This window comes from Rathayibacter sp. AY1D2, from assembly GCF_002932695.1.
Lineage (GTDB): Bacteria > Actinomycetota > Actinomycetes > Actinomycetales > Microbacteriaceae > Rathayibacter.
Window position 1 is genome coordinate 1 of record NZ_PSVX01000018.1, and the last position, 26,794, is coordinate 26,794.

Consider the following 26,794-nt stretch of genomic DNA (forward strand, 5'->3'; position numbering starts at 1 on the left):
GCCTTCGTCCTCGGCGTCCCCCTGGGCACGGCGCTCGGGCATGCGTTCGGCTGGCGGCCCACCTTCGCGATCCTCGGCGGCGTCGTGCTCGTGGGGGAGCCCACTGTCGTCCGGTGTTCATCCGCGGAGGGGGGCACCGGCACGTCCGGGTCGCGGTGCCGGTCCTCCGAGCAGGCGCGGCGCCGGATACCACAGCGCAGCCCGCCCGTGCACGGGGTGGCCCCGGAGGCGCGGCTCGCCTGGGATGGAGGGGAGCGGCCCGATCCGGGTGCCGCGGACGGAGGAGCCATGCCCGACCAGTACACGTTCACGAACCCCGCCACCCGGTACCCGGATGTGACTCCGCCGGTCCAGCAGCAGCCCGAGCCCGGGCTGCAGTCGCGGATGACCCCGGTGCCGGACCTCGGCGAGGAGAGCTACCGCGGCACCGGCCGGCTCGCGGGCCGCCGCGCGCTCATCACGGGGGCCGACTCCGGGATCGGCGCAGCCGTGGCCATCGCCTTCGCCCGCGAGGGGGCCGACGTCGCCCTCGCCTACCTCCCGAGCGAGGAGGAGGACGCGCAGCACGTGATCGGGCTGATCCGCGCGGAAGGGCGCACCGCCGTGCCGATCCCCGGCGATCTCACGAGTGCCGAGTACTGCACGCGGCTCGTGGCGGAGGCGGTCGAGGGCCTCGGCGGGCTCGACGCGGTGGTCAACGTGGCCGGGAAGCAGATCTGGAAGGAGGACCTGCTCGACATCACCGACGAGCAGTTCGAGGCGACCTTCGCGGTCAACGTCTTCGCTCCGTTCCGGATCATCCGCGCGGCCCTCCCGCACCTGCCCGCGGGCGCCACCATCATCAACACGGCGTCGGCGGAGGCGCACAAGCCCGCCCCCGACCGCCTCGACTACGCGATGACGAAGGGCGCGATCAACAACCTCTCGAAGGGCCTGGCGCAGCAGCTCGCCGCGAAGGGCATCCGCGTGAACGTCGTGGCGCCCGGCCCGACGTGGACCGCCCTGCAGGTGAGCGGCGGCGTCGACCCCGAGAGTCTGCCCGACTTCGGCTCCAGCGAGTCGCCGATGGGCCGTGCCGCGCAGCCCGCGGAGCAGGCCCCGGCCTACGTGTTCCTGGCGTCCGCCGAGTCGAGCTTCGTCGCCGGCGAGACCCTCAACGTGAACGGCGGCATGGTCTCGCCCTGACACGCCGCGGCGCCGTCGCTCGCTGCTGGACCGCCGAGACGCCTCCGTCCTGCTCGAGACACGGGCTCGCGTCAACCCTCTCCCGAGCGGCGGGGGGCGCGAGGTGCCATGGAGGGACCACCACGAAGGAGCACCATGAGCACCACGACCGTCCTCCCCATCGAGACCTACTCCGACGAGCAGGGCTGGCACAACCGCATCGCCCACGCCCGGGTCCCGCTGAGCCACCACGAGTCGCGCCAGGAGGCGGAGGAGGTCGGCGAGGAGATCGCCGAGCAGCGCGGCGGGGAGCACGTCGTCCTCGGCTAGCGGCCGGCTCGGGGCGCGGCATGCGGTGCCCGATCGGGGAACGCGCCCGGCCCGCGGAAGGCGCCGGGCCCGCAAGTCGCGCCCGGCCCGCAGGCGCCCGCTCCGCAGACGCCCCGTCCCGCGCGTGTAGCGCCCTCGACCCCGCCCGGTCAACCTTCTCGACCTCCCGGCCCCCTCCTCCCTAGCGTGGCCCGTCGTGCTCGCTCCCGAGCGCGCGACGAGAGGACGACATGGCCACCACGAGCGACGCCCCCGCGACCGGAGAGGCCGGCGGCACCTCCCTGCGCCGCCGCATCACCGGCCCGCTGCTCTACTTCTTCATCCTCGGCGACGTCCTCGGCGCGGGCATCTACGCCCTCATGGGCACGCTCTCGGCGGAGGTCGGCGGTGCCGTCTGGATGCCCCTCCTGCTCGCGCTCGGCCTCGCGCTGCTGACCGCAGGCTCCTATGCCGAGCTGGTGACCAAGTACCCGAAGGCGGGAGGCGCGGCGGTGTTCGCGCAGCGGGCCTTCAAGCGCCCGATCGTCTCGTTCCTGGTCGGCTTCGCCATGCTCGCGGCCGGAGTGACCAGCGCGGCCGGCCTGTCGCTCGCGTTCGCCGGCGACTACCTCGGCACCTTCCTCGACGTGCCGACCGTGCCGACGGCCATCGTCTTCCTGATCCTCGTCGCGTGCCTCAACGCGCGGGGCGTCGCGGAGTCGCTGCTCAGCAACACGGTGATGACCGTGATCGAGGTCGGCGGCCTGCTGATCGTGATCGGATGCGTCGCGCTGCTCGTGGCGGGCGGAGGCGGCGACCTCGCCCGCACGGTCGAGCTCAGCTCCGAGCAGGCGCCGGCGCTGGCGGTGCTCGGCGCGGCGATCATCGCGTACTACTCCTTCGTCGGCTTCGAGACCTCGGCCAACATCGCCGAGGAGATCCGCGACCCCAGCCGCATCTACCCGCGCGCGCTGTTCGGCTCGCTGCTGACGGCCGGTGCGGTGTACGTCCTGGTCGGCCTCGCGAGCTCGATCGCGCTGCCCGCCGACGAGCTGTCCGGATCCTCCGCCCCGCTGCTCGACGTCGTGACGGCGAGCGGAGCCGGGGTGCCGGCGTGGTTGTTCAGCCTGATCGCGCTCGTCGCGGTCGCCAACGGAGCGCTGCTGACCATGATCATGGCGAGCCGTGTCACCTACGGCATGGCGAAGGACGGCCTCCTCCCGGACGTGCTCGGCCGCGTGCTGCCGAAGCGCCGGACGCCGTGGGTGGCCATCGCGGTGACCACGCTGGCGGCGTGCCTCCTGACCCTGGTCGGCGATCTGGCGACCCTCGCCGAGACCGTGGTGCTGCTCCTCCTGCTGGTGTTCATCAGCACGAACGTCTCGGTGCTCGTGCTGCGGCGCGACAAGGTCGAGCACGACCACTTCCGCGTGTGGACGGCGATCCCCGTGCTCGGCATCGCCTCGTGCGTGCTGCTCCTCAGCCAGCAGGACCCGATCGTCTGGCTCTACGCCGGGATCCTCCTCGTGGTCGGAGTCCTCGTGCACCTGGCGACCCGTCGCTCGTCCCGCCGCACCGCCTGATCCGGCGGGGGATGGGCCGGCTGCACCATCCGACCGTCCTCCCTCGGCCGAGCCCCGTTCGCCCCGCGACCGGTCAAGCCCCTGGGCGGACGGCCGTCCGGGGCGTGGGATGGAGGGAACGGAAGGAGCACGAATGACCGACACACCCTCCCGCGAGGAGCTGCCGCTCCCCGACTGGAACGACATCCCGCTCGGCACGCTCGCGGAGCGCATCCGCCCGCTCGACGAGGCCGGCCTCGGCGCGCTGCTCGCCTACGAGGAGGCGCACGGGCACCGCCTGCCGGTGACGACGATCCTGCACTCGCGCCTCGAGCAGATGCGCGGGGGAGCGGAGCCGGCGGGCAGCGCGCCGGAGTCGCTGCCCGAGGTGTCCCGCTCGTCGTCCGGATCGCCGGTCTCGCCGGCGACGTCCGGTCCGCCGATCAATCCGCCCTCGCACGGAGTGCCGACGAACCCGGCTCAGCCGCGCTGACGGCGGCGGGCGGAGTCGCGGTCGCGGCGGCTCCGCCCCCGCCGCGCGCTGCCCAGGGCCTGCCCAGCGCGCACGGGCAGACTGTCCGGAGCCGATGACGGCGACCGGACGAGGGAGCAGTACCCGGAACGCGACAAGACTGACTCGTAGGAGTTGTCATGTCCTGGATCGTCCTCATCCTCTCCGGTGTCCTCGAGGCCGTGTGGGCCACCGCCCTCGGCAAGTCGGAGGGCTTCACGCGGCTCGGCCCGTCGGTCGTCTTCGGAGTCGGCGTCGTCGCGAGCATGGCCGGCCTCGCCTACGCGATGCGCGAGCTGCCCACCGGCACCGCGTACGCGGTCTGGGTCGGGATCGGCGCTTCGCTGACCGTGCTCTACGGCATGTTCTTCGGCGGCGAGGGCTTCTCGCTCGTGCGTACGCTGCTGGTCCTCGGAATCGTCGGCTGCGTCGTCGGCCTGAAGCTCGTGCACTGACCTGGCGGCCGTCCTCTCCTCCGCGACAGGCCGCTCCCGTACGCGACACGCCGACGGAGGCGCGCCGGACTGGCATCTCGCCGAGGGTCCGAGGCCGGTGGTTGCAGGACGCCGCGCGTTCCGCCTAGGCTCGGCGCATCAGGGGAGAACGATCGTTCTACTGTTCTCCCCGCCCCCCAAGGAGGACTCATGCCCACTCGTACCGCACGCACCGCCTGGAACGGCTCGCTCGAGACCGGCGAGGGCCAGGTCGAGCTCTCGAGCTCGAAGATCGGCACCTACGACGTCTCGTTCCCCAAGCGCGCCGCCGACGACGCCAACGGCTCGACCAGCCCCGAGGAGCTCCTCGCGGCCGCCCACTCCGCCTGCTACGCGATGCAGTTCTCGGCCGTCCTCGGCCAGGCCGGCGGCACCGTCGAGGCGCTCGACGTCCGCGCCGACGTCTCGCTCGGCCCGGACTCGGCCGGCGGATTCAAGCTCACCGGCATCAAGCTCATCGTGAGCGGCGAGGTCTCCGGCATCGACGAGGCCGCCTTCCTCAAGGCCGCCGACGAGGCCAAGGAGACCTGCCCCGTCAGCAAGGCGCTCACCGGGGTCGACATCACGCTCGACGCCACCTTCGAGGGCTGAGCCCCTCCGCACGTCCCGAGCACCCCGTCGCGCATCGCGGCGGGGTGCTCGTGCGTCCGGCGCGGCCGCGGAGCGGCCTATGGAGACCCCCGCCCCCACCGGCCGCCCGGCGCCCCCTGTCGTCAGACCGCCGCCGGCGCGTAGCGGAAGCCGGCGCCGAGGTGCTCCTCCGGCAGCCGGTCGCCGCGGCCGTGCAGCTTCTGGCGGAGGCTGCCCTCGACGTACTCCTCCGGGTACGCGCCGCGGCTGCGCAGCTCCGGCACGATGAACTCCACCACGTCCTCGAAGGTGCCGGGCGTGATCGCGTAGGCGAGGTTGAACCCGTCCACGTCGGTCTCCTCGACCCACTCCTGCAGATGGTCGGCGACCTCTGCGGGCGAGCCGACGACGAACGGGCCGAGCCCGCCGATCACGCTGAGCTTGGCGATGTCGCGGACCTTCCACTCCGAGCCGTCCTCGTTCGCCTCCTGGAAGTTGGCGACGGCCGACTGGATCGCGTTGCTCTTCACGTTGCCGATCGGCTCGTCGAGGTCGTACTGCGACAGGTCGATGCCCATCCAGCCCGACATGAAGACCAGCGCCCCCTCCTCGCTCCCGTAGGAGAGGTAGTCGCGGTGCTTCTCGTGCGCGGCCTCGCTGGTCTCGGCGGTGATGATCGTCAGCAGCGTGTAGATCTTCGCGGAGTAGCGGTCGCGGCCGGCCGCCTCGAGGGCGTCGCGGATGCGCGAGACGGTCGCCTTCAGGCCGGCCTTCGTCGAGGAGGCGACGAAGATCGCCTCCGCGTTGCCCGCCGCGAAGCGGATGCCGCGCGGCGACGCTCCCGCCTGGTAGATGACGGGGGTCCGCTGCACCGACGGCTCCGAGAGGTGGATGCCGGGGACGGTGAAGTTCTTGCCGCGGTGCCCGATCTCGTGCACCTTCGCCGGGTCGGTGAACACGCCGGACTCGCGGTCGCGGACGACCGCGTCGTCCTCCCACGACCCCTCCCACAGCTTGTAGAGCACCTCGAGGTACTCGTCGGCGACGTCGTAGCGGTCGTCGTGCTCGAGCTGGTCCTCGTGGCCCATGTTGCGGGCGGCGCTGGGGAGGTAGCCGGTGACGACGTTCCAGCCCACGCGGCCTTTCGTCAGGTGGTCGAGCGTCGACATGCGCCGCGCGAACGGGTACGGGTGCTCGTAGGCGGTGCCCGCGGTGATGCCGAAGCCGAGGTGCTCGGTCGCGGCGGCCATCGCCGAGACGAGGAGGATCGGGTCGTTGACGGGGACCTGCGCGCCGTGGCGGATCGCCGCCTCGTTCGAGCCGCCGTAGACGTCGTAGGTGCCGAGCACGTCGGCGATGAAGATCCCGTCGAACGTGCCGCGCTCGAGCAGCTTCGCCAGGTCGGTCCAGTACGAGAGGTCCTTGTAGCGCCAGGACTGGTCCTGGGGGTGGCGCCACATGCCCGAGGACTGATGGGCGACGCAGTTCATGTCGAAGGCGTTGAAGCGGATCTGGCGGGTCATGGAATCGATAGTGCCCAGCGGAGCCGCGAACGGGTACCGAGCGCGACGCACGGCGTCACAAAGCGGCGCCCGTCGAGGCGCCCGGCAGGTCTGGGTGGTCGGCGACGTCCTCGACGAGCTGGCCGACCTCGAGGACCGCATCGGCAGCGCGATGATCGCGAGTCGGAACGGGTGATGCGCCGGGGCGCACCGCCCCCGTCCGCAGACCGAGCGGCTCCTCCTCCTACGCCAGCTCGCGCCCCAGGAAGCGCACGTGCTCGCCGATCTGGAACGCCTCGCCGCCCTCGTGGCCGTTGAAGGGGTAGACCCGGATCTCGCGGGGTCCGGCGTAGCGGTTGTAGGAGGCGTAGACGGTGGACGGCGGGCAGATGTCGTCGCGGAGCGCCACCGAGAACAGCGCGGGGGACTGCGCGTAGGGGGCGAAGGAGGTGCCGTCGAAGTACGAGAGGGTGTCGAACACGCGCGCCTCGGCGCCGCGGTGGGTGTGCAGGTACTGCACGATCTCGCCGTACGGCATCGTGTCGACGAGCCGCACGGCGTGCGGGATGTGGGAGAGGAACGGCACGTCGACGATCGCGGCGCGCGCCGCCTCCGACTCGCCGAGCAGGCCCAGGATCCCGGTGACGGCGAGAGCGATCCCGCCTCCCTGGCTGCCGCCCGAGACGGCCACGCGGCAGGCGTCGACCGCGGGGTGCGCGCGCAGCACGTCGAGCGCTCGGACGGCGTCCGTGAAGACGCGGCGGTAGAAGTGCTCCGCGGGCGACTCGATGCCCTGCGTCATGAAGCCGGAGACGTGCGGCCCGCTGCCCACCGGGTCAGGCGTGGCTCCGGAGCGGTGCCCGGACCCCTGGCCGCGGGTGTCCATGACCAGGTGCGCGTAGCCGGCGGCCGACATCGCGGTCCACTCCGCGAGCTGCCCGCGGCCGCCTCCGTAGCCGATGAAGGTCACGAGCCCGGGGAGGGGGCCCTCGACGCCGCGGGGGAGGATCAGCCACGCGCGGATCGGGTGGCCGCCGAAGCCGGAGTAGGTGACGTCGAAGGTGTCGAGCAGTCCGAAGCCGGCGTCGACCCGCTCGAGGCGCGGCTCGGTCGCGACGGCCCTCGCCTCGGCGATCGTGTCGCGCCAGAACTCGGCGAACCCGGCGGGCTCGGCGATCTCGGGGGCGTACTGCTCGAGGAGGTCGAGCGGGAGGTCGTACTGCGGCATCACGGACTCCTTCTCGGGCAGCGGCGCCCGAGGACCGAGGCTACTGGAGGCACGGGCCCACCTGGGTGCGGCGTGGGAGAACGCCGCAGAGCGGAATGCCGGGGCGCCCTCCGCGTTCTCCTCAGCATGACGACGTACGGAATCATCGGAGCAGGCAACATCGGCAGCCAGGTCGCACGGGCGGTCATCGCCCTCGGGGACGAGGTGGTCATCGCGAACTCGCGCGGCCCCGAGACCCTCGCCGACCTCATCGCGGAGCTCGGCCCGAAGGCCCGCGCCGCCACGGCTCAGGAGGCGGCCGAGGCCGCCGAGATCGCCGTGGTGACGGTGCCGCTGAAGAACCTCGAGGAGGTGCCGGTCGCCCCGCTCGCCGGCAAGATCGTCCTCGACACGAACAACTACTACTTCGAGCGCGACGGCCGCATCGAGGCGCTCGACAAGGGCGAGACCACGACCAGCGAGATGCTCCAGCAGCACCTCCCGGAGTCGAAGGTCGTCAAGGCGTTCAACCACATCATGGCCGCCGACATCACCACCGACGGCACTCCGGCCGGCACGCCCGACCGCCGCGCTCTCGCGACGTCGAGCGACTACCCCGAGGCGATCCACTTCGTGACCGACCTCTACGACCGGATCGGCTTCGACACCGTCGCGATCACGCCGCTGAGCGAGTCGTGGCGCGTCGAGCGCGACCGCCCCGCCTACGTGGTGCGGCAGAACCGCGAGGAGCTCGAGGCCAACCTCGCGAAGGCCCCCCGCACGGTCTGATCCAGCCTCTCGAAGGGGAGCGGTGCTGCGGCGCCGCTCCCCTTCTGCCTGTCCGGACGGCGTCGGAGGCGCGCCCGGGACGGCTCCCTCGGCGCTCGCCGCCGCCGGGCCTGCGATAGTCGAGAGGACCAGCCACGCACCAGAGAGCCCCGATCGGGCTCCGAGAGGAGAGGTCTGCCATGCCCTCGACACCCCGTTCCGTCCCCTCCCGCTCCGGGCTCTCGCGCCGCAGCGTCGTGATCGGCGGTCTCGCGGTGCTCCCGCTGCTCAGCGCCTGCACGCCCGACTCCTCCGCTCCGGACGACGCTCAGCAGGAGGCGCCCCGCAGCCGCACCGCGGCTCCGAGCGGGCCGGTGGCGCTCGCCCCGGACGGGCTCGCCGCGAGCGCGGCCCTGTTCGCCGCGGCTCCGCTGGTCGTCCTGGTCGAGGACGTCGCCGAGTCGCGCCTGCGCGCCGCCCAGGTGAGCATCGCCTGGGGCGTGCCGCTGCTGGTCGGCTCGGCGGGATCCGGAGCGACGGCCGCCCCGACCGCGGACGCCGCGGCCGCGGGATCCACGGCTTCCGAGACGCCGTCCGACTCCGCGACGCCGTCGGACTCGGCGACGCCGTCCGACTCCGCGACCCCGTCCGACTCCGCGACCCCGTCCGTCGCTCCGTCCTCCACCGCTCCGACCTCCGAGGCCCTCGCCGCCGAGTTCGCCCGCCTCGGCGTGACCCGCGTGCTCGCGATCGGCGACGTCACCGCGCCCGAGGGCGTCGACGTCGTCGCCTCCGCCTCCGACGCGGCCGCCCTCAGCACTGCGTCCGGCCTGACCGTGACCGACCTGGCGCTCGCCGACCTCGCCGCCGCCGCGCCGTCCACCGCCTCCGACGCTCCCTTCGGCGCCCTCCCGGCCCGAGCCGACGCCCTGACCGGCCTGCACGCCCTCGCCCGCGCGCAGGACGCCGACGTCGCCGCACTGGCGACCGCCCGCGCGGCCGGCGTGCCCGTCACCGTGGTCGACGGCGACGACCTGCTCGCCTCGGGCCTAGCCGTGACCGCGATCGCCGAGGCCGACGCCTCCTGCACGCTGCTGCTCGGCCCCGTGCTCGCCGCCCAGCCCGAGCCCGAGTGGGCCGTGCGCGCGGCCGCGAGCGGCTGGCAGCTGCCGGGCGGCGGCCAGCGGATGTTCGGCGGGCACCTCTTCGTCGCGATCTACGGCACTCCGGGCGCTCCCGTCCTCGGCGTGCTGGGGGAGCAGGGCCTCGAGCCCACGATCGCGCGGGCGGAGGCGGTGGCCGAGCCGTACCGGGCGCTCACCGACAAGCAGGTCGTGCCGAGCCTCGAGATCATCACCACGGTCGCGGCGGGCGACCCCGGCAAGGACGGCGACTACTCCAACGAGCTCGACGCCGCCGACATCCGCCCCTACATCGACGCGGCGCAGGCGGCGGGGATGTACGTGGTGCTCGACCTGCAGTCGGGGCTGACCGACTTCCTCACCCAGGCGAAGCAGTACGCGGATCTGCTGACGCTGCCCAACGTCGGCCTCGCGCTCGACCCGGAGTGGCGCCTGCTGCCCGGCCAGAAGCCGCTGGAGCAGATCGGGCGCGTCTCGGCCGCCGAGGTCGACAGCGTGTCGGAGTGGCTGGCCGACCTGGTGCAGAGCGAGGGGCTGCCGCCGAAGATGTTCGTGCTGCACCAGTTCCGGCTGTCGATGCTGCAGGACCGCGACAGCATCCGCCGCGACCGGCCCGAGCTGGAGTTCCTCATCCACGTCGACGGCCAGGGCTCGCAGCCCGACAAGCAGGCGACCTGGGACGCGCTGCACGAGGGCGCCCCCGAGGGCATCGGCTGGGGCTGGAAGAACTTCTACGACGAGGACGCGCCCATGCTCACCCCCGCCGAGACCATGGCCGAGGTCCGCCCCCTCCCCGACCTCGTCACCTACCAGTAGGCGGAGCCCGAGGGCGGGCGTCAGCGGCGCAGGAGCTCGCCGGAGACGACGCCCGCCTCGACCTCCTCGAGGGCGCGGCCGCGGGTCTCGGGCACGCGCTTCCAGATGAAGACGAGCGCGAGCAGGCCGACGGCGCCGAACAGGAAGAACGTTCCGGTGATGCCGACGCCGGAGACGAGGGTGGGGAAGAACAGGCCGAGCACCGCGTTCGTGATCCAGTGGCAGAAGATCGCGATGCCGACGCCGACGCCGCGGATCCGCAGCGGGAAGATCTCGGACAGCATCACCCAGGTGACGATGTTGAGGAACGTCTGCATGCTCCCCACGAACGCGACGACCAGCACCAGGATCACGTACGGCCGCGCCGGGTTCCCCACGGGGAGCGCGACGGAGGCGATGCCGATCAGGAAGTGCATCGCGGTGGTCAGGGAGTAGCCGAGCAGGAGGGTCGTGCGGCGGTTCATCGTCTGCATGAGCCGCAGCCCGATCAGGCCGCCGATCACGGCGATCGCCCCGGGTGCGATGTTGGCGACGAGCGCGCCGTCGTGGTCGAAGCCCGCCTCCTTCAGCACCGACTGGCCGTAGTACATGATCGAGTTGATGCCGGTGAGCTGCTGGGCGACTCCGATCCCGATGCCGACCAGCAGGATGCGCACCGCCCAGCGCTCGCGCAGCGCCTGCAGCAGGGGGATCCTCGGGCCGTCCTTCGCGCCGATCGAGCGGGCGATGGTCTCCGCCTCCGCATGGGCCCGGTCGGGCGTCCGGATGGTCGTGAGCACGTCGAGCGCCTCGTCGCGGCGGCCGTGCGCGATCAGCCAGCGCGGCGACTCCGGGACCCGGGTCATGCCGAGCAGGAGGGCGGCGGCGGGGAGCGCGGCGACGGCGAGCATGATCCGCCAGACGCCGGGCAGCTCGCCCCAGACGGTGCCGATGACGGCGTTGGCCACGAAGGCGGCGAGCTGGCCGATCACGATCATCAGCTCGTTGCGGCCGGCGAGGGAGCCGCGGATCTCGGAGGGGGAGATCTCGGAGAGGTAGATCGGCACGACCACCGAGGCGCCGCCGACGGCCAGTCCGAGAACCGCCCGCCCGAGGACCATCACGCCGAAGCCCGGCGCCACCACGCAGACCAGGGCGCCGACGAGGAAGAGCACGGCGAGGAGGCGGATCGTGGTCCGCCTCCCGAGGGCGTCGGCGAGGCGTCCGCCCGAGATCGCGCCGATCGCGGCGGCGAAGAGGAGCGAGCTGGTGACGACCCCCTCGGTCAGCGCGGTGAGGCCCAGCTCGGCCGACATCGGCTCGAGGGCGCCGTTGATGACGCCGGTGTCGTAGCCGAAGAGGAGGCCGCCGAGGGTCGCGATGAGCGCGATGAGGCCGAGACGCCGAGTCGGCGCCTCCAAGGAGGTGGTGGTCATCCGCTCACTCTGACGCATGGCCGCGCGGTGAGCGAACCCTGGACCGTCGGGGGAACCCGGTGTAGCGGGTCCCCTCGACGGCCCGGGGCCCCTCGGCGGCAGGGAGGGGGGAGGGAGCGTGCGGAGGGGGTGCTCAGGAGGAGACGCGCGCGCCCTCGCGCAGGCCCTCCTCCTTGGCCTGCTGCACCAGGGCGGCGATGCGGCGGCGCGAGCGCGAGCGCCCGGCGAGCAGCGCCGCGAGGATGAGGGCGACGCCGAGGATCACGAGCAGCTGCGGGACCGGCACGGCGGCGACCGTGATCGACTCCGTCACGGGAGCGGTGGCGACCGGCTCCTGATCGGCGGCGGCGACGGTCGGTGCGATGGTCAGGTCGGCGCCGACCCCGAAGAGGGGCCAGATGCCGTCGAGCTGCACCGAGACGCTGCGCCGGTCGCCGGGCAGCAGCTCCTGCTGGGGCGCGTCGGCCGCGACGACGGGGGCGGTGGCGCCCTGGGCGCTCGCCGTGCCGTCGAGCAGCAGGCGCACGTTGCCAGTGTTCACCACGTCGGCGACGAGCGAGAGGGAGCCGGGCTGGAACGGGTTCCAGGAGAGGCGGTAGTCGCTGGCCAGGTCCTCGACGGAGAAGGAGGGGGTCACCTCGCCGGTCACGCGGGTCATCACGCGGAAGCCGATGCGGCTCTCCACTCCGACGTTCGCGCCTCCCGCCTCGGTGCCCTGCGAGAGCACGGAGGCGGCGATGCCGGCGGCGTGGTCGCCGGGGGTGGCGTTGTCGGGGACCGTCACGGTGAACGGCACCACGCCGCTGCTGCCCGGATCGACGGTCACGGTCTCGGGGGCGGAGATCCACAGCCCGGCGTCGACCGACTCCTGGTCGGAGTTCAGCATGTTGAAGCGGCCGGTGTCGGTGAAGTAGCCGTCGGCGCTGGTGATGCTGAAGGTCACGGGCTGGTCGCTGAGGTTCCGCACGACCGCCTCGTCCGAGGCGCTCGCGCCGGGGGCGAGCTCGAGCTCGACCCACGCGCGCTTGTCGGGGACGCCGTCGGTGGAGGGGCTGACCGCCCAGGTGATCGCTCCGTCGGCCGCGACGGCCGCCGGAGCGACCCCCACGCCGAGGAGGGCGACGACCAGCGCGAGCAGCGCGGGGAGGAGCGGGCGGCGGGGAGCGGCGGAGCGGCGCGGAGCAGTCATCAGAACCTCATGGTCGCACGGGGGAAGCACGACGCGGCCGGGCGGGCGGGCCCGGCCGCGTCGGCCGTGGTGGGATCGCGGCCGAGGGAGTGCGTCCCCCGGCCGCGACGGGTCACTCGAAGAGCGACAGGGTGATGGTGGACGAGTACGCGCCGGCGTCCACGTTCACGGGGGTGCGGAGGAAGAGGTCGGCGTCGGCGCTCCAGGAGCCCTCGGGGTTGACCTGCTGGGAGTTGCTGGCGACGATCGCGAGCAGCTCCTTGCCCTTCAGGCCGACGCCGTTGGCGCCGCCGTCGATGGCGGTGCCGACCTCATCGCCCGCGGCGACCTCGCCGAGGTCTCCACCGTCGACCAGGTCCGGGGTCCAGCCGAGGTTCTCGGCGCCGATGGTCGAGCCGTCGGCCGACGTGAAGTCGCTCGCCGTGCCGATGACGTACCACGCGGAGTCGGGGGAGACGTCCGCGGCGTCACGGGTGTCGGTGACCGTGACGGTGGGCAGGGTGCCGGTGAACTGGCGGCGGACGTTGTCCGAGCCGGTCTCGGTCAGCGTCGTCGAGTCCGCGGCGACGGTCATCGAGAGGGCGCCGGTCCCGGGGAGGTCGGCGATCTCGACGTTGACGTCGACGTCGTCGTTGCCGTAGTTGACCTCGGCGGCGAACGCCGTTCCGGCGACTCCGAGCAGGAGGACGCCTCCGGCCAGTCCAGCGGCTCCGCGGATCAGAAGGGATCGGGTGTTCATGTCGGGTGTTCTCCGTTCTCCGGCCGGCGTCGTCGCCGGCTCGATCTCAATGGGTGTGGGTCGTGCCCGCGGATCAGCTGCAGCTGGCCGCGGAGTAGGGGGCGGTCGCGGAGGCCGTGGCCGGCTTCCCGCTGATGAACGCGGTCGCCGTGGCGGTCGCGGATCCGTCGGTCACGCTCGTCGCCCGGGTGGTGAAGGCGGCCGAGACGGTGGCGCCGGGAGCGACGTCGGCGAAGCTCTTGGAGCCCCACGTCGTGCCGATCACGATCTTCGCGGCGAAGGCGTTCGGGTTCGTGGCGGTCGCGGTGACGACGATCTTCCCGGCGGCGCAGCGCGTCGTGGAGGTCGTGGTCACGGCGATCGCGGGTGCCGAGTCGGTCACGGGACCGACGGAGGCGGAGGCCGTCGCCGGCGTCCACTGCGGCTTCGCGGCGGTCACGGCCACCGAGATCGTCGCTCCGCGGTCGGCGGCGGTGAGCGTGTAGCTCGACGCCGTCGCCCCGCTGATCGCGGTCCCACCGCGCTTCCACTGGAAGCCGGTCGCCGTCCACGGGGAGGAGGCGGAGGCGGTCAGCGTGCTGCCCACCGTCGCCTTCCCCGTGATCGAGGCTGCGAGCGGCGCGGTGTCGACGATCGTCTGCGCGGCGACGCTGGTGAGGGTCGGGACGACCTTCTGCATGAGCCCGGTCGTCTTGTCGAAGGTCACCCGGTCGATCGTCGTCTCGCGGTGCTGGCCGTCTCCGCCGGGGATGGCGAAGCGGTGGTAGGCGATGTACCAGTCGTCCGTGCCGGGCACGTTGACGATCGAGTTGTGGCCCGTGGCGAGGATGCCCTGCGAGGTGTCCTTCTCGAGGACCACGCCGCGGTAGGTCCACGGTCCGTCGACGCTCGTCGAGGTGGCGTAGCCGACCTTGTAGTTCTCCGAGCCGGTGTCGTCGATCGAGTAGGTGAGGTGGTACAGACCGTCACGGTAGTTCAGGAACGCACCCTCGCGGAAGTCGGTCAGGCCGCTGATCTTCTTGATCGTGCCGGTCTTGATCGAGAGCATGTCGTCGGACAGCTCCCCGTAGAGCGGGTCGCCGTTGCCCCAGAAGAGGTAGCTCTTGCCGGTCTTCGGGTCGGTGAACGCGGCGGGGTCGATCGCCTGGCCGGACCGCACGGACTCGCCGTTGGTGATCATCGCGGTCGGCTGCGCCGTGAACGGGCCCATCGGGCTGTCCGAGACGGCGACTCCGATCGTCTTGCGGTTCAGCGAGGAGTTCTCGCCGGAGAAGTAGAAGTAGTACTTCCCGTTCTTCTCGATGATCGTCGGCGCCCAGGCGTTGCCGGTCGCCCACGGCACGTTGCCGTTCGCGCCGTCGAGCGTCAGGAAGGGCTGCTCCGAGCGGGTCCAGTCGATGAGGTTCTTCGAGGACCAGGCGTAGAAGGTCTTGCCGCCCCAGCCGGCGAAGCCGTCCGAGGTCGCGTACAGGTAGTAGGTGTCGCCGAAGACCGCGATGTTCGGGTCGGCGTTCAGGCCTGCGAGGACCGGGGACTTCATGATGACGGCCTTCAGGGTCCAGGTGGTCGCGGTGCCGCCGGCGGCGGGCGTGAGCACGACCGTCTGCGGGGTGGAGAGGTCGCGGACGGTGCCGGAGGCGGGGCTCGCCGTGACGCCGGCCGCGGTGGAGAAGGTCGGGGTGAGCTTCGTCAGGTCGGTCCCCGGCTTCACCGGGAAGGTGACCGTCCTGCTCGCCGAGTCGACGATCGGGGCCGTCTTCAGGACGTCGCCGCTGAGCGACAGGTCGACCAGGGCCGACGTGTTGCCGGAGGCGGCGAGCACCTCGGAGGCGCTGAGGGCCCGGTTGTAGACCGAGAACTCGCGGATCTGGCCGCGGAAGCGGTTGTCGGCGTCGTAGTTCGAGCGCCCGATGTAGTTCGCCGAGGTGGAGCCGCCGCCGATGTCCTTCGGGTCGGTCGTGACGGTGCCGCTGGCGACCTTCACTCCGTCGAGGTAGATCGTGCCGGTGGTGCCGGAGAGCGTGTACGTCAGGTGCGCCCAGGTGCCGCGGGGGAGGGCCGAGCCGCCGGCGACGGTCTGCTCGGTGGTGTAGTTCCCGGTCGCGATGCTGGTGCGGTAGTTGTTGCCCGAGGTGAAGAGGTAGCCGTCGCCGGCGCCGTTCGTGGTGTTGCCCAGGCCGTAGAGGAAGTAGGCGCCGCCCTGCGCGGGGTCGATCCAGACGTCGGACTGGATGGTGAGGTCCGTCACTCCGGCGAGCAGGTCGTTCGGCAGCTTGACGTAGTCGTCGGTGCCGTCGAGCTGCAGGGCGCCGTCCTTCCAGGTGCCACCCGAGGGCAGCGTGCCGTTCTGGTTGTTGCCCGAGCTGTCGCGCACCGTGGTGCCCGAGCCGCCGTCGAAGGTGTAGCGGAGGATCTCGCCGGCCGCGTTGACCGGCTTCGCGGCGGGGCCGGTGCTGCTGGTGCCGTAGGCGGCCGTCAGGCGCGCCTCCTCGGCGCTCGAGAGGCGGAGCACCGAGCCGTGGCGGAAGGGCTTCGAGAACGAGTACGTGTTCGCGCCGGTGGTGCCGACAGGAAGCGCCGTGAACCGCATGTCCGAGAGGGTGTCGGTGACGTAGGCGGAGTAGCCGAACGAGTCGCCCATGACGACCCATCGGCCGTCGGGCAGCTGGTAGACGGTGAGGCCCTCGAGGTGGTCGGAGAGGCCGCGGGACTTCTCCTCGCCGAAGCCGATCACGCGGGTCCACGGGCCGGCGAGGCTCGGGGCCTTGTCGACGACCGTGCGCCAGTCGGCGGTGGAGAAGCGGTAGTAGGTGTCCCCCTCCTTCGCGATGGTCGTGTCGATGATGCTGCCGCGGCTCCCGCCGCCGGCGGCGGGGTTCTCGTCCAGCCAGACCTTCGGGGTGGTGAAGCCGACGAAGTCGCGCGTGGTCGAGACGTAGACGCGCTGGGCGGAGGCCCCGCCGGTCAGCGTCTTGTCGCGGGCGGACCAGTAGACGTAGTACTGGCCGGTCGCGTCGTCCCAGATCGCCTCGGGAGCCCAGACGTTGCCCGCGTCGGGGAAGCCGGCGAAGACGATGCTCTGATCGCTCCAGTTCACGAGGTCCGTCGAGCGCCAGACGACGAGGTTCTTGCTCGCGTTGGTCTGGTCCCAGGTGCCGCCGGGAGCGGTGCCCTCGGCGTGCAGGTCGGTGCCGATGATCCAGTACTCGTCGCCGGTGGGGGAGCGCACGAGGTGCGGATCGCGGACGCCGAGGGTGCCGCCGAGGTTGGCGAGCACGGCCTTGTCGTTGTTGAGCTTCGACCAGTGCAGACCGTCGGTGCTGGAGCCGAAGTAGATCTTCTCGTAGTCGGTCGAGGCGAAGTGGGTCCAGAGGTAGCCCGCGTCGTACTCGGTGTCGAGGTCCGCGGGAGCCGCGGTCACCGTGACGGGCAGCTGCCGGGTCGCGGTCGTGCCGGCGATCGTCGCGGTGAGTGTGACGGGCGTGGCGGCGGACCGGCGCTTCACGACGCCGGTCGTGCTGAGCACGGCCGTGTTCGAGGAGGACCAGGCGACGTCGTAGGAGCCGGCCTTCGCGGGCAGCGTCACGTTGCCGCGGACGTCGCCGGAGTTGACGATCGAGAGGGCGTCGAGCGCCTTCTGGGCGTCGGCGTTCACGTCCTTGGCGGGCACGGTGGCGGTGAAGATGCGGGTGGCCGTGGCCGAGCCGCGGGTGGTCGTGGCGGTCAGCTCGACCGAGGCGACCCCGGTCGCGGGCGGCGTGACGACTCCGCTGGTCGAGACGACCGCGGAGTTGCTCGAGGCCCAGGCGATGGCGGAGCCGTTGGGGCCGGTCGTCGGGAGGGTGAGGTTCGCGGAGACCGAGGAGAGGCTCCCGAGGTCCAGGGCGGCGGAGTCGCGGGAGACGCGCGTGCTGTCCGGGGCCTGGAGGGTCGCGACGTCGGCCGCGCTGAGCGCCGTGCTGTAGACGCGGAAGTCGCGGACCGAGCCGGCGAGGGTCTTGTCCGCCGTGTAGACGGAGCGGCCGATCGCGTTCGCGGTGGTGGTGCCGTTGCCGATCGCGGCGGGAGTGATGGTCACTCCTGTCTGCTGCGCGACCTGGGTGCCGTCGAGGTAGAGGCGTGCGGTGTCGCTCGCGTCGTCGAGCGTGTAGGTGAGGGTCTTCCAGACGCTGCGCGCGAGGTTCGCGTTGGAGTTGACGGTCTGCTCGGTGGTCCAGTTGCCGGTGGCGATCGAGGCCTTGTAGCCGTTGCCCGTCGTGTAGAGGTAGCCGTTCCCGGCGCCGTTCGTCGTGTTGCCGAGGCCCCAGATGAAGTAGGGCGTGCCCTGGTTCGCGTTCACCAAGACCTCGGTGCTGACCGTGATCGAGTTCAGGCCCGCGAGCAGGTCGTCGGGCAGCTTGACGTAGTCGTCGGTCCCGTCGAGGGCGACGCCCGCGGCTCCGCGAGGAGCGGCTCCGTTGACGAGCGTGCCGGTGCGGCCCTTGCCCGAGCTGTCGGCGACGGTCGTGCCGCTCGTCTCGTCGAGCGCGTAGCGCAGGACGAGGCTGTCGGAGGGAGCTGCGCTCGCCGACTGGGCCGTCAGAAGGGGGACGGTGAGGGCCACGGCCGTCACGAGGACGAGTGGTCGCAGGAAAGGCTTCATCGCGCTTTGCTCCAGGGTCGGCACCATTGCTGAGGGGAGGGAGTGTGCCGGCTTCGTACGCGGCAATGTTCACGGTAACACTATGTTGACGACAACGTGAAGAGCCTAACCGGATCATTTCCCGACACTCCAGAGGAGAGGCGAACCGGTTCGACGAATCCTGAGTGCATCCTGGAGCGACGCGGACGCCGATGTCCGGTCGGATCAGCCGCGGTCGACGTCGCGCGAACGGCTCAGCGCGCGGTCCATCGCCCTCAGCGTCCGGAAGCCGGCCCGCTCGGCCACGGCCGCGCGAGCCGAGGGCGAGAGCGACGGGCTCGCGGCGAGCAGCGACGCGGCGAGGTGCACGCGCCGCTCGCGGAGGGTCGCGGCCACGGTCGTGCCCCGGCGGTGGAAGGCGCGGTCCAGCGTCGCCCGCGAGACGCGGAGCCGCATCGCGAGAACGCCGGCGGTGAAGTCCGCGTCACCCGCCTCCGCATCGATGACGGCGATCGCGCGGAGGAGGACGCCCTCGAGTCCGTCCTCCGGACGGGCGGGCGGCAGGCTCTGCTTGATCAGGGCCGACGCGGTCGCCTCGAGCGCCCGGCGCAGCTCGCTGAAGCCGGGATCGCCCGCCGCGAGGTCCGCGTTGAGGGTCGCGTTGACGAGGGAGACGAAGGCGCCGCTGTAGCTGTCGGCGGCGAGCAGGGCGCAGGACGGCCCGTCGGACTGTGCGCTCGTGAGGCCGAGCCTGCCCCAGGACGTCCTCAGCGCCAGCCAGGCGGAGTCCTCCTCCGCCCGGAACCGAGCGGAGTCGTCGCGTCGGAGGAGGGCGAGCCCGCCGGGCCGCAGACGAGCGGCCTCGAGAGGGCCGTCGACGACGATCTCGCCGGCGACCGGGACGATGAGGTCGACCTCGGCCCGGTCGGGGGCGGGGAGGGGCGGGTCGGTCCGGAGCGTGCCGGGTGTGTGCCAGAGGCGGCTCAGCCGGAAGCCGTCGACGGCGAGCACGTCCCCGGCGAGGTGCAGGGGCGGAGCTCCGTCGCTCGCCCAGCCGAGGCTCCTCAGCCACGCCTCCACGCGGGGACCGCTCAGCTGCAGCGTCTCGACGAGACCGCGCGGGGCGGCCGGCTGCTCGGAAGCGGTCACCGGGCTCCTTCGCAGCGGGGACGGGGTGCGCGGGCGGTGACCACGTTAGGCCGGGGGAGGGGCGCCGAGACGGGGTGGCGCGTTCCTCCTCGGACGAGGCGCCCGTCCTCGGCGGGAGGGCGGAGGCGGCCCTCCTCGCCCGCGGTCCGGCAGGACGCGGGCGGAGAGGGCCGCCGGGCGCGGATCAGCGGCAGTCGGTTCTCGCCTTGATCCAGTGGGGGTTCAGCGCGCCGTCTCCCTGGGCGGTGATCCCGGCCGCATCGGGGCCGGTGCTGGCACCGGAGCCGATCTTGGTCCACGTGTTCTGCGCCGTGCTGTAGTACCAGATGTCGCCGTTCGCCTTCACGGAGACGTTCCCATCCGCTCCCTGACCGTAGGTGCGGACGAACCCGGAGTTCTCCGGAACGGTCGCGAGCCGGGTGCCGTACTGCAGGACCCCGTCCTTGATCCAGTGGATCTCGAACGTCCCGCCCGGCCGCTGGGTCAGTCCGGCGGCGCTCGGCTCGGTGCTGGCTCCGGTGCCGACGAGGTCCCAGACGTTGCCCTGCGGGGTGTACCGCCAGATGTCGCCGTTCGACTTCACGGCGATCGTGCCGCGGGTGCCGAGGCCGTAGACGCGGACGAATCCGGAGTTGGTCGGCACCGTGGCCGCTGCGGTGCCGTACTGCAGGACTCCGTTCTTGATCCAGTGGACGTTCAGGGTCCCGGCCGGGTTCGCGGAGATGCCGGCCGCGCTCGGCTCGGTGCTGGCGCCGGTGCCCAGAAGGGTCCACTCGTCGGCCTGGCGGTTGTACCGCCAGACGTCGCCGTTCGACTTGATGGAGACGTTCCCGTCCGCGCCCTGACCGTAGGTGCGGACGAATCCGGAGTTGCTCGGAACGGTCGCGAGCGCCTTGCCGTACTGGAGGACTCCGTCCTTGATCCAGTGCGCGTTGTAGGTTCCGTCCGGCTGCTGCGTGAGCCCGGACGTGCTGGGCTCCGTGGAGGCGCCCGTGCCGAGCTTCTGCCAGCCGTCCGACCGCCGGTACTGCCAGATGTCGCCGTTCGCCTTGACGGAGACGTTGCCGTTCACACCCTGCGAGGAGGTGTGGATGAAACCGGAGTTCTCGGGAACAGTGGCGAGGCCCGTGCTGTACTGCAGGTCGCCGGTCTGGCGGACCGGGAACGGGGCGTTCGTCTTCGCCGAGCCGCCGAAGGCGAGGGCCGAGCCTGTCGAGGGGCCGGCGATGACGCTGCCGGCGGGGATGGTGGCGACTCCGTTCGCGTCGGTCACGAAGGTGTCGGTCCCGCTCCCTCCGAAGCGGAAGCCGGGCGGGGTGTTCACCCGCACAGGGACGTTCGCGACGTTGCCGCCGGTGAGGGTCAGCGTGATCGGCGCCGTGTTGGGCATGCACGCGATCATGGTCGGGATGGAGCTGAACACGAGGGTCTGCGTGGCAGAGGCGGCGGCGGCCGGGGTGGCCGTCGCTGCGGCGATCACGGGCAGGGACCAGGTGGCGCCGGCGACGACGGTGCGTCGCCTCAGCGGACCCTGCTCAGCGGGAGAGTTGTCGGAAGTCACAGTGAAGCTCCTCGGTCTGTCTTCTCGCCGGCGGCCTGCTCGGAGGACGGTCGTCGTCCGCTCGGCCGCTTCGGCAGGTACGACGGGCGCCGTACCGCTGGGGAGTCTTCCCGCGGGCGGGCGGTCGGCCCAAGCGCTCGGGGGCAGGTGAGGAGGAAGTGGCGCTGCCGTGAGGAGGGAGTGGTGAGCTCCGGCGCCGTCCCGAGTCGCGATAGCCCTCCTGACCCGGGATCCCCTCGGTCGCCCGTTCCGGCCGGGGCGCCGCCGGTGCGATGAGTGGGAGCGTCGCCGTCCGCTGTGACCGGTCCCGTGACAAACGGACCACGCGCGGGCTGCGAATCACTCCCGTGGTGAGGCGTCAGCGTGCCCGCGAGGAGGGGGCGCCCGATGGGGTCGAGATCGGGCGAGATGTACCGGCGGATGGCCGAGCACTGGAACGGCGTGGAGGCCCGTTCTGAACTGCGGGTCGAGGGGACGGGCTCGCCCGGCTTCGAGATCGCCAGACTGTGGATCCCCGGCGGCTGCGTTCTCGAGCAGAAGCCGCAGTCGCGCTGCCCGCCGGGCGCGCATCTGCTGCTGGTCGTCGAGGGCGGAGGACGCATCCGACAGGACGGACGGATGCTCGAGTGCGGCAGTGGTGATCTGGTGGTCATCGACGCGGAGCCGCGGACCGGGGCGTGCTTCCCCCGCTCGACCGTGATCTACGCCTGGATGCTCGGCGAGCGGGCGCCGGAGCATCGCTGGGTCACGGAGCGCTTCGGCGAGGTCCTGCCGGTCGCCGACTCCTTCCTGGCTCCGGCGCGGGCGCTGATCGACGGTCTCCTCGACGGCGACCCCGCTCTGGCGGAGCAGCCCGCCGTCGCCCGGGCGGGCGAGGCCTTCCTGAAGGAGCTGGTCGAGAGCTCCGCGCCGCGCAGACGTCCCCGCGCCGAGGAGGTCTACGGGGAGGCCATGGCCCTCATCGAGGAGCGCCACCGCGATCCCGCCCTCACCGCCGCCCGGCTCGCCCGCGAGCTTCTGGTGTCGGAGCTGACGCTGGCTCGCGCGTTCTCCTTCCTCAGGCGGACGGCCGACGACGAGCTCGAGCGGCGCCGGGCGGGCACCCTCCTGCTCCTGATCGGCGGGCGGTCCCTGGCGACGGCCGACTTCGCGCGCGCGGCCGAGGAGGCGGGCTTCGCCTCCGAGGGGAGCGCTCGCCGCGCGCTGTGGCGGCTCTCCCCGCGCCGCTGACCGGGACGGTCCCCGTGGCCGTCCTCCCGGTCCGGCGACGGCGTGCGGCCGGATTCCGAGTGCGAGGCGCGGAGGCCTGGGAGATCCGTGCGAACGTCCGGCGGTGATCGACAGATGAGGGATTCTGTTCGTTCGACGCGGAGGAGGCGGGAGATGGGGGCCGCAGAGGAGCGGATGCAGGAGTTCATCGGCGCGTGGGACGAGCCGCAGGCGGGCGCCCGGGGACTCCGCTGGGATGCTGCGTACGGGCCGGGCCTCCGGGTGACGCGGGTCTGGGCGCCGGGGGGGATCAGGGTCGACCGTCCGCCGGCGTTCGACCGGGCTGCCGAGTCCGAGGAGGTGCACGTGTCCCTGATCGTGGAGGGCGGGGGAGACATGATCCTCGAGGAGGGCTCGCTCGAGGCGGTGCCGAACAGCGTCCTCGTCCTCGAGGCGAGGACCGCGGCACGCATCGACTACCGGCGGTCCACCCTCTCGTACACCTGGAGCTTCGACGCCGCCGTGCTCGAGCACCGGTGGGTCCGCGAGCGGATCAACGAGGTCGTGCCGGTGCGCGAGTCGGTCTGGACGCCTGCCCGTGCCCTCGCCAACAGTCTGATCGAGGGTGATCCGGCCGTGCTCGGGGCCGCCGGCGTGAGGCGGGCGAGCGAACTGCTGATGGAGGGGATCGTCGAGCACAGCGCTCCGCGGGTCCGGACCCGGAGCGCCGACCAGGTCTACGCGGAGGCGATCCCGGTGATCGAGGCGCGCCACCGCGACCCGGCGTTCTCCGCCGCGGTGCTCGCCCGGGAGCTGCTCGTCTGCCCCCGCATGCTCGCGCAGGCTTTCGCGTTCCTCGGCCGCACGCCGGCGGAGGAGATCGAGACGCGCCGGGCGGGCACCCTCCGGCGCCGCATCGGCCTGCGGCGGCGGGGCCCTGCCGACTTCGCCCGCCTCGCCGAGGAGTGCGGCTACCGCACCCGCGAGCAGGCCGCGCTGACGCTCAGCCGCTCCGCCTCCTGAGGCCGGCGGAGCGCCTCGGACACGACGGCGCCCCCTCGTCCGCGGAGGGACGAGGGGGCGCCGGGGGAGATCGGGCGGGAGCCCGGTCAGGTCTTGCTGCGGGCCATGACGGCGCGCTGGAGGAGGACGAAGACCAGGAGGATGCCTCCGGTGATGATCGTGGTCGCCTCCGGCGGGATGCCGCCGTCGCGGGTGATCAGGACGTTCATCAGTCCGAGCACCAGGGCGCCGACCACCGAGCCGAGCACGAAGCCGACGCCGCCGGTGAGCAGCGTGCCGCCGATGACGGTCGCCGCGATGGCGTCGAGCTCCCAGCCGGTGCCGGTGATGTTCTGCGCGCTGCCGAGGCGGGCGGTGTAGACCACACCGGCGAGACCGGCGAGCGTGCCGCTGATGATGTAGATGAACAGCTTGGTCCGCACGACCGGGAGGCCCATCAGGGCCGCCGACTGCTCGGAGCCGCCCATCGCGTAGACCGTGCGGCCGAGGCGGGTGCGGTGCAGCACGAAGAACGCGCCGGCCACGACGAGGATCGCGATGATCACGCCGGGGCTGATGACGAAGTCGTTGACCTTCGGGCCGTCGATCAGCTTGATCGGCGTGGCCAGGCTCAGCACGGCCGAGTCCTCGGGGAGGCGCTCCGGGACGGTGCTCAGCATGGAGGCGAGACCGCGGGCCAGGAACATCATCGCGAGCGTCGCGATGAACGGCTGCACGTTGAAGTACTGGATCAGGACGCCGGAGATCACGCCGAACAGGGCGCCGATCACGACCATCAGGACCATCACGAGCCAGGGGTTCCAGCCGGCGTTGATCAGGAGCACGCCGCTCACGCTGCTGAACGCGATCACCGCGCCGACCGAGAGGTCGATGCCGCCGGTGAGGATCACGAAGGTGAGGCCCACGGCGAGGATGATCAGGTGCGCGTTGTTGACCAGCAGGTTCGAGATCGTGCTCGCCTGCAGGATCCGGCCGTAGGCGGCCTCGCCGTAGATGATCATCCCGAAGAAGATGATCAGCGCGGCCAGGGTGGGCAGCTTGTCCAGGTGCTGGCTCAGCCAGCCGCGCGCCCCGGAGGTGCGCTTGGTGCTCGCCGGAGGGGCGGAGCGGGTCATCACGGCACTCATGCGGGGATCGCCTCTTTCTGCGGGACGCTGCGGCGCGCCTCGCGACGGGACTTGAAGGCGGAGCGGACGCGCTCGGACTGCAGGAGGCAGAGCGCGACGATGACGATCGCCTTGAAGGCGGGCGTCGCGGAGGACGAGACTCCGAGGAACACGACGGTCTTGTCGAGGGTGGCGATCAGGATCGCGCCCACGGCGGCACCGGTGATGTTGAACTTGCCGCCGGCGAGCGAGGTGCCGCCGATGACGACCGCGAGGATCGCGTCGAGCTCGAGCTGGTAGCCGGTGCGCGAGACGTCGACCGTCATCACGCTCGCCGTGGCGAACACGCCCGCGACTCCGGCGAGGATGCCGCTGCCGATGTAGGCGGTCATCAGCAGGCCCCGGCGGTTGATGCCCGCGAGGCGGGCCGCCTTCGGGTCCATGCCGATGGCCTCGATCATCAGGCCGAGGGCGCTGCGGCGCACCAGGACTCCGACGACCACGACGATGGCGATGGCGAGGAGGAACACGACCGGGAGCCCGAAGACGTACCCGTTCGCGAGCCAGCGGAAGGGCTCGTTGGTGGCGGCGGTGTTCTGGCCGCCGGTGATGACCTTCGCCAGGCCGCGGCCCGCGAGCATCACGACCAGCGTGCTGATGAAGGGCTGGAGGCCCACCACCGAGACGAGGACGCCGTTCACGGCTCCGAGCACGGCGGCCACCAGGAGGGCGACCGCGAAGGCTCCCGCTGCCGCGCCGAGCGAGTCGGGCGCTCCCGCGGAGTTGAGGAACTCCATCGAGACGGCACCGGCGACGACCATGATCGAGCCGACCGAGAGGTCGATGCCCCCGGTCGCGACGACCAGGCACATGCCGACGGCGATCATCAGGATCGGAGCGGCGGCGCGGGCGATGTCGATGACGTTGCCGACGAGGTAGCCGGTGGTGGGGCTGACCGAGACGGCCAGGTAGCCCGGGTCCTTGACGACGTTGACGAGGAGGAGCAGGGCGATCGCCACGACTCCCCAGAAGTACTGGCGGCGGATGATCCCGCCGAGGACGGATCCCCGGGCGGGTCGGGTGTCGCTGCTCATGATGCGGCCTCCTGCGTGGCGCTCTCGAGGACGACGACGTCCTCGTCGACGACTCCCTCTGCGGCGATGGTAGTGACGATCGACTCCGCAGTGACAGCGGGACCGTTGAGGATCTCCGCGATCACGCGGTGGTCCTTCAGGACGATGATGCGGTCGCTGAGGCGGACGACCTCGTCGAGCTCGGACGAGATGAAGACCACGGCGACGCCCTCGCCGGCGAGGGCGACGACCTTCTCCTGGATCTCGGCCTTCGCTCCGACGTCGATGCCGCGGGTCGGCTCGTCGAGGATGAGGATCTCGGGGGCGGTGGCGAGCCAGCGGCCGAGGAGGACCTTCTGCTGGTTGCCGCCGGAGAGCTTGCTGATCGGGCGGTCGGGGTCGGCCGGGCGCACGTTGAGCTCGACGAGGTACTTGCCGACGATCTCGTCCTTCTCCTTCTTGGAGAGGGGGCGGGCCCAGCCGCGCTTGGCCTGCACGCCGAGGATGAGGTTCTCGCGGACCGAGAGGTCGCGGATGATGCCCTCGTCGCGGCGGTTCTCGCTCGAGAACGCGATCTTGTGGGCGAGGCCGGCGGTCGGCGTCGGGACGTCGATCTTCTTGCCGTGCATCGTGATCTCGCCGGTGTCGGGCTTGTCGACGCCGTAGATCAGGCGCGCGAGCTCGGTGCGGCCGGAGCCGAGGAGCCCGGCGAAGCCGACGACCTCGCCGCGGTGCAGCGTCAGGTCGGTGCTCTCGATGGAGCCCTTCTTGCCGATGCCCTTCGCGGTGTAGAGCGGGGCGTCGCGGTAGAGGTGGTCCTGGCTCTCGCGCTCGGAGTCGAGGGAGCGCAGCGCCGCGATGTCCTTGCCGATCATCTTCGAGATCAGCGAGGTGCGGTCGAGCTCGTGGGTCAGGTACTCGCCGACGAAGGTGCCGTTGCGCAACACCGTCAGGCGGTCGCTGATCGCGTAGACCTGGTCGAGGAAGTGCGAGACGAAGAGGATCGCGACGCCCTCCGCACGGAGGCGGCGGATGACGACGAAGAGGTTCTCGACCTCGTTCGCGTCCAGGCTCGAGGTCGGCTCGTCGAGGATGAGCACCTTGGAGTCGCTCACCGTCGAGCGGCTGATCGCGACCAGCTGCTGCATCGCGATCGAGAGCGAGGCGAGCGACTGGCGCGTGTTGAGGTGGCCGAGGCCGAGCTTCTCGAGCGCGACCTTCGCGGCCTGGTGCGTGGCCTTCCAGTTGATGCCGAAGGGTCCGCGGACCTCGTAGCCGAGCATCACGTTCTCTCCGATGGAGAGGTTCGTGACCAGGTTGACCTCCTGGTACACGGTGGAGATGCCCGCGGCCTGCGAGTCGGCGGTGCCGGTCAGGCGACGGGTCTCCCCGTCGATCACGATGTCTCCGCTGTCGATGCGGTAGACGCCGGTGAGGGCCTTGATGAGCGTGGACTTGCCGGCGCCGTTCTCACCCATGAGGGTGTGGACCTCGCCCGGGAACAGGCGGAAGTCGACGCCGTCGAGGGCTTTCACGCCGGGGAAGCTGATCGAGATGTTCTTCATCTCGACGATCGGAGGCGAACCTGTCATGTCGCGTCGTTCCGTTCTCGAGCGGGGCGCAGCCGAACAGGTGCGCCGAAGGGTCGGAGCGACCGGGGCCGG

Annotated in this window: 22 protein-coding genes and 1 riboswitch; of the genes, 11 read left to right on the forward strand and 11 right to left on the reverse strand. The window is 71.9% G+C overall.

Annotated elements, in window-relative coordinates; genetic code table 11:
• The first annotated feature begins 288 nt into the window (after positions 1 to 288).
• From C5D04_RS06440 to C5D04_RS06465, 6 genes are all read left to right on the forward strand, one after another.
• Positions 289 to 1,185, forward strand: coding sequence for an SDR family oxidoreductase (locus C5D04_RS06440; protein ID WP_104263331.1), 897 nt, complete (start codon positions 289 to 291; stop codon positions 1,183 to 1,185).
• Between the two features lie 135 nt (positions 1,186 to 1,320).
• Positions 1,321 to 1,494 carry a DUF2188 domain-containing protein gene (locus C5D04_RS06445; protein ID WP_159940661.1) on the forward strand — a complete coding sequence of 58 codons (174 nt, stop codon included), beginning with the start codon at positions 1,321 to 1,323 and terminating at the stop codon, positions 1,492 to 1,494.
• A 230-nt stretch (positions 1,495 to 1,724) separates the two neighbouring features.
• Positions 1,725 to 3,056: an APC family permease gene (locus C5D04_RS06450; RefSeq protein ID WP_104234327.1), complete on the forward strand. Its 1,332-nt coding sequence runs from the start codon at positions 1,725 to 1,727 to the stop codon at positions 3,054 to 3,056.
• 133 nt (positions 3,057 to 3,189) lie between these two features.
• Positions 3,190 to 3,528: a hypothetical protein gene (locus C5D04_RS06455; protein ID WP_104234328.1), complete on the forward strand. Its 339-nt coding sequence runs from the start codon at positions 3,190 to 3,192 to the stop codon at positions 3,526 to 3,528.
• 85 nt (positions 3,529 to 3,613) lie between these two features.
• Positions 3,614 to 3,677, forward strand: a riboswitch (guanidine-III (ykkC-III) riboswitch).
• Between the two features lie 9 nt (positions 3,678 to 3,686).
• Positions 3,687 to 4,001 (forward strand): multidrug efflux SMR transporter, encoded by a 315-nt coding sequence (locus tag C5D04_RS06460; protein WP_104222377.1) that lies wholly within the window; start codon positions 3,687 to 3,689, stop codon positions 3,999 to 4,001.
• A gap of 189 nt (positions 4,002 to 4,190) precedes the next feature.
• On the forward strand, positions 4,191 to 4,631 hold the full coding sequence (locus tag C5D04_RS06465) for an OsmC family peroxiredoxin (protein WP_104222378.1): 441 nt from the start codon (positions 4,191 to 4,193) through the stop codon (positions 4,629 to 4,631).
• A gap of 122 nt (positions 4,632 to 4,753) precedes the next feature.
• Here C5D04_RS06465 and C5D04_RS06470 read toward each other — a convergent pair whose 3' ends face one another.
• Positions 4,754 to 6,133: an LLM class flavin-dependent oxidoreductase gene (locus C5D04_RS06470; RefSeq protein ID WP_104222379.1), complete on the reverse strand. Its 1,380-nt coding sequence runs from the start codon at positions 6,131 to 6,133 to the stop codon at positions 4,754 to 4,756.
• Positions 6,134 to 6,143: 10 nt separating this feature from the next.
• Between C5D04_RS06470 and C5D04_RS18150 the strand changes: the two genes are divergently transcribed.
• On the forward strand, positions 6,144 to 6,308 hold the full coding sequence (locus C5D04_RS18150; RefSeq protein ID WP_181137677.1) for a hypothetical protein: 165 nt from the start codon (positions 6,144 to 6,146) through the stop codon (positions 6,306 to 6,308).
• Positions 6,309 to 6,356: 48 nt separating this feature from the next.
• On the opposite strand, the gene C5D04_RS06475 is transcribed toward C5D04_RS18150, so the two are convergent.
• Positions 6,357 to 7,340, reverse strand: coding sequence for an acetylxylan esterase (locus C5D04_RS06475; protein ID WP_104267492.1), 984 nt, complete (start codon positions 7,338 to 7,340; stop codon positions 6,357 to 6,359).
• Positions 7,341 to 7,466: 126 nt separating this feature from the next.
• Between C5D04_RS06475 and C5D04_RS06480 the strand changes: the two genes are divergently transcribed.
• Positions 7,467 to 8,108, forward strand: a complete 642-nt coding sequence (locus tag C5D04_RS06480; RefSeq protein WP_104227021.1) for an NADPH-dependent F420 reductase — start codon at positions 7,467 to 7,469, stop codon at positions 8,106 to 8,108.
• A gap of 179 nt (positions 8,109 to 8,287) precedes the next feature.
• Positions 8,288 to 10,045, forward strand: a complete 1,758-nt coding sequence (locus C5D04_RS06485) for a hypothetical protein (RefSeq protein ID WP_258068850.1) — start codon at positions 8,288 to 8,290, stop codon at positions 10,043 to 10,045.
• Between the two features lie 20 nt (positions 10,046 to 10,065).
• Here C5D04_RS06485 and C5D04_RS06490 read toward each other — a convergent pair whose 3' ends face one another.
• The 6 genes from C5D04_RS06490 to C5D04_RS06515 all read right to left on the reverse strand — a co-directional run bounded on the left by C5D04_RS06490 (position 10,066) and on the right by C5D04_RS06515 (position 20,719).
• The gene (locus C5D04_RS06490; protein ID WP_258060020.1) at positions 10,066 to 11,460 is read right to left on the reverse strand and encodes a sugar porter family MFS transporter; all 1,395 of its coding nucleotides are present in this window, start codon (positions 11,458 to 11,460) and stop codon (positions 10,066 to 10,068) included.
• Positions 11,461 to 11,593: 133 nt separating this feature from the next.
• Complete coding sequence (locus C5D04_RS06495; protein ID WP_104234333.1) at positions 11,594 to 12,649, reverse strand: WxL protein peptidoglycan domain-containing protein; 1,056 nt, start codon at positions 12,647 to 12,649, stop codon at positions 11,594 to 11,596.
• Positions 12,650 to 12,761: 112 nt separating this feature from the next.
• Positions 12,762 to 13,388, reverse strand: a complete 627-nt coding sequence (locus tag C5D04_RS06500) for a hypothetical protein (protein WP_104347435.1) — start codon at positions 13,386 to 13,388, stop codon at positions 12,762 to 12,764.
• Positions 13,389 to 13,461: 73 nt separating this feature from the next.
• On the reverse strand, positions 13,462 to 18,030 hold the full coding sequence (locus tag C5D04_RS06505; protein WP_181137678.1) for a family 43 glycosylhydrolase: 4,569 nt from the start codon (positions 18,028 to 18,030) through the stop codon (positions 13,462 to 13,464).
• A gap of 204 nt (positions 18,031 to 18,234) precedes the next feature.
• The gene (locus C5D04_RS06510) at positions 18,235 to 19,158 is read right to left on the reverse strand and encodes a helix-turn-helix domain-containing protein (RefSeq protein ID WP_104292578.1); all 924 of its coding nucleotides are present in this window, start codon (positions 19,156 to 19,158) and stop codon (positions 18,235 to 18,237) included.
• Positions 19,159 to 19,342: 184 nt separating this feature from the next.
• Positions 19,343 to 20,719 carry a hypothetical protein gene (locus tag C5D04_RS06515; protein WP_104325911.1) on the reverse strand — a complete coding sequence of 459 codons (1,377 nt, stop codon included), beginning with the start codon at positions 20,717 to 20,719 and terminating at the stop codon, positions 19,343 to 19,345.
• Between the two features lie 387 nt (positions 20,720 to 21,106).
• On the opposite strand from C5D04_RS06515, the gene C5D04_RS06520 reads away from it, so the two are divergent.
• On the forward strand, positions 21,107 to 21,949 hold the full coding sequence (locus C5D04_RS06520) for a hypothetical protein (RefSeq protein WP_146078488.1): 843 nt from the start codon (positions 21,107 to 21,109) through the stop codon (positions 21,947 to 21,949).
• A 153-nt stretch (positions 21,950 to 22,102) separates the two neighbouring features.
• The gene (locus C5D04_RS06525) at positions 22,103 to 22,951 is read left to right on the forward strand and encodes a hypothetical protein (protein WP_104257726.1); all 849 of its coding nucleotides are present in this window, start codon (positions 22,103 to 22,105) and stop codon (positions 22,949 to 22,951) included.
• Positions 22,952 to 23,037: 86 nt separating this feature from the next.
• Here C5D04_RS06525 and C5D04_RS06530 read toward each other — a convergent pair whose 3' ends face one another.
• From C5D04_RS06530 to C5D04_RS06540, 3 genes are read right to left on the reverse strand one after another with little or no spacing between them, the layout of a single operon-like run.
• A complete protein-coding gene (locus tag C5D04_RS06530; RefSeq protein ID WP_104292576.1) occupies positions 23,038 to 24,078 on the reverse strand; it encodes a sugar ABC transporter permease in 1,041 nt (346 codons plus the stop codon).
• The gene (locus C5D04_RS06535; RefSeq protein WP_104238658.1) at positions 24,075 to 25,151 is read right to left on the reverse strand and encodes an ABC transporter permease; all 1,077 of its coding nucleotides are present in this window, start codon (positions 25,149 to 25,151) and stop codon (positions 24,075 to 24,077) included. The genes C5D04_RS06530 and C5D04_RS06535 overlap by 4 nt, the downstream gene beginning before the upstream one ends.
• Complete coding sequence (locus C5D04_RS06540) at positions 25,148 to 26,722, reverse strand: sugar ABC transporter ATP-binding protein (protein WP_104222393.1); 1,575 nt, start codon at positions 26,720 to 26,722, stop codon at positions 25,148 to 25,150. The genes C5D04_RS06535 and C5D04_RS06540 overlap by 4 nt, the downstream gene beginning before the upstream one ends.
• Between the last annotated feature and the right edge of the window lie 72 nt (positions 26,723 to 26,794).